The organism is Streptomyces boluensis (assembly GCF_009908195.1).
Taxonomy (GTDB): Bacteria; Actinomycetota; Actinomycetes; order Streptomycetales; family Streptomycetaceae; genus Streptomyces; species Streptomyces boluensis.
The window spans coordinates 1-2,601 of record NZ_JAAAHS010000617.1 but is presented as its reverse complement, the minus strand read 5'-3'; the positions used below and the strand labels follow the sequence as shown (position 1 = coordinate 2,601).

Genomic DNA, 2,601 nt, shown 5'->3' with positions numbered 1-2,601 from the left:
CCCGTCGCCACCGCGTACCACGCGAACAGACCCGTGGTCACCAGGTGGCACCCCCGCGCCCCCCAGATCGCCGCCGGGATCCCGAACCGCGCGGGCACCGAGAGCACGCCGACCTCGCGGTCCGTCTCCACGTCCTGGCAGGCGTAGATCAGGTCGAAGCCGCCGATCCAGATGCCGACGGCGAGGCCGAGGATCACCGCGTCCCAGGACCACGAACCCGTGATCGCGAGCCACGCGCCCACCGGGCCCATCGCCTGCGCCAGGCCGAGGATCGCCTGCGGGAAGTTCGTGAACCGCTTCCCGTACGGGTAGACCACCATCGGGATCACCGCGACCGGCGCGAGCGCCAGGCACAGCGGGTTGAGGAGCGCGGCCGCGCCGAGGAAGACGACCAGGGCGATCAGCGCGCCCGTCCACGCCGACTTCACCGAGACCGCGCCGGTGACCAGCTCGCGATGGGCGGTGCGCGGATTGCGGGCGTCGATCTCGCGGTCGATGATCCGGTTCGCGGCCATCGCGAAGGTGCGCAGGCCGACCATCGCGATCGTCACCAGGAGCAGTCGGCCCCAGTGGATGCTCCGGTCCACCTGGAACATCGCGGTCAGCGCGGCGATGTACGCGAAGGGCAGCGCGAACACCGAGTGCTCGATCATGACGAGGCGCAGGAACGCCTTGGTCCGCCCCGGCTGCGGGACGGCTGCTGCGGCACTGCTCACGAGAGTCCGTACTCCTTCCAGCGGCGGTCCACCATGGCCGCCGTCTCCGGGTCGGACTCGACCATGTCCGGCCAGCCGCCGTCGCGGGTGTAGCCCTCCTCGGGCAGCTTCTTCGTCGCGTCGATCCCCGCCTTGCCGCCCCAGAACTGCTGGTACGAGGCGTGGTCGAGGTGGTCGACGGGGCCTTCGACGACGGTGAGGTCGCGGGCGTAGTCGGTGTTGCCGAGGGCGCGCCAGGAGACCTCGTGCAGGTTGTGCACGTCGCAGTCGGCGTCGACCACGATGATCAGCTTGGTCAGCGACATCATGTGCGCGCCCCAGATGGCGTGCATGACCTTCTGCGCGTGCTTCGGGTACTTCTTGTCGATCGAGACGATCGCGCAGTTGTGGAAGCCGCCCGACTCCGGCAGGTGGTAGTCCACGATGTCCGGGACGATCACCTTGAGGAGCGGGAGGAAGAACCGCTCCGTCGCGCGGCCGAGCGGGCCGTCCTCCGTCGGGGGCCGCCCGACCACGATCGACTGCAGCAGCGGGCGCTTGCGCATCGTCACGCAGTCGATCGTGAGGGCCGGGAAGGGTTCCTGCGGCGTGTAGAAGCCGGTGTGGTCGCCGAAGGGGCCCTCCGGCAGCATCTCGCCCGGCTCCAGCCAGCCCTCGATGACGACCTCGGCGTTGGCCGGGACCTGCAGCGGCACCGTCTTGCAGTCGACCATCTCGACGCGCTTGCCCTGGATGAACCCGGCCAGCATGTACTCGTCCATGTCACCGGGCAGCGGCGCCGTGGACGCGTACGTCACGGCCGGCGGGCAGCCGAAGGCGATGGCGACGGGCAGCTTCTCGCCGCGCTTCGCGGCCACTTGGTAGTGGTTGCGGCTGTCCTTGTGGATCTGCCAGTGCATGCCGATGGTGCGCTTGTCGTGGCGCTGAAGCCGGTACAGGCCGAGGTTGCGCACCCCGGTCTCCGGGTGCTTGGTGTGCGTGAGGCCCAGGTTGAAGAACGAGCCGCCGTCCTCGGGCCAGGTGAACAGCGCGGGCAGCTGCTCCAGGTCCACGTCGTCACCGGTGAGGACCACTTCCTGCACGGGAGCGTTCTCGGACTTCACCTTGCGCGGCGGTACGTGGGTCATCGCGCCGAGCTTGCCGAAGGCCTCCCGGATACCGATGAAACCCTGCGGCAGCTCGGGCTTGAGGAGGCCGCCGATCTTGTCGCTGATGTCCGCGTACGACTTCAGGCCGAGGGCCTTCAACAGGCGGCGGTCGGTGCCGTACACGTTCATCGCGAGGGGCATCGCCGAGCCGCGCACGTTCTCGAAGAGGAGCGCGGGACCGCCGGACTTCTGCACCCGGTCGACGATCTCACCGACCTCCAGATGGGGGTCGACCTCGGCCTTGATGCGCTTGAGGTCGCCCTCGCGCTCCAGCGCCCGGAGCAGGGAGCGAAGATCGTCATAAGCCATAGGGACCAGTATCGGCTACTCGCTACGCTTGACCTGTCACGGGGGCCGTCCACACGGTCCCGGCACTCCACACGCAGGGGGACGGCTTCATGTTCCGGGTGCTGCTGATCCTGGTGCCGCTGGCACTCAGCATCTACGCGTTCATCGACTGCATCACCACCGATGAGCAGGAGGTCCGTTACATCCCCAAGCCGCTCTGGGCGATCCTCGTCCTGCTCTTCCCGCTGGTCGGCTCGATCTCCTGGCTGATCGTCGGCAAGGACCGCACGGTGCGCCGCCCCGCGCGCGGCGGCTGGGTCGCGCCGGACGACAATCCGGACTTCCTGCGGACTTTGAAGAAGGACGAGCCGGACGAGGACGATTCCGAGGGGCCGTCTTCCCGGTAGGTGCGGCCTGCGGGTATGTGGGGTTTTCTCCCCTCCCCGCCC

The 2,601-nt window shown here is 68.8% G+C and carries 3 protein-coding genes; 1 reads left to right on the top strand and 2 read right to left on the bottom strand.

Features of this window, described 5'->3' with window-relative positions:
* Together mqnP and GUY60_RS36655 are read right to left on the bottom strand one after the other, a co-directional pair.
* A partial coding sequence (mqnP, locus tag GUY60_RS36660) for a menaquinone biosynthesis prenyltransferase MqnP (protein ID WP_161705827.1) occupies nt 1-716 on the bottom strand: 716 nt, incomplete at its 3' end.
* Nucleotides 713-2,173, bottom strand: a complete 1,461-nt coding sequence (locus tag GUY60_RS36655; RefSeq protein WP_161705826.1) for a menaquinone biosynthesis decarboxylase — start codon at nt 2,171-2,173, stop codon at nt 713-715. The genes mqnP and GUY60_RS36655, both read right to left, overlap by 4 nt.
* Before the next feature lie 89 nt (nt 2,174-2,262).
* Between GUY60_RS36655 and GUY60_RS36650 the strand changes: the two genes are divergently transcribed.
* On the top strand, nt 2,263-2,559 hold the full coding sequence (locus GUY60_RS36650; RefSeq protein WP_161705825.1) for a PLD nuclease N-terminal domain-containing protein: 297 nt from the start codon (nt 2,263-2,265) through the stop codon (nt 2,557-2,559).
* Nucleotides 2,560-2,601 lie beyond the last annotated feature (42 nt).

Bases quoted from the DNA above. Each gene is read 5' to 3' on its own strand.
- GUY60_RS36655 (WP_161705826.1), bottom strand. From the start codon at position 2,173: ATGGCTTATGACGATCTTCGCTCCCTGCTCCGGGCGCTGGAGCGCGAG.
- GUY60_RS36650 (WP_161705825.1), top strand. From the start codon at position 2,263: ATGTTCCGGGTGCTGCTGATCCTGGTGCCGCTGGCACTCAGCATCTAC.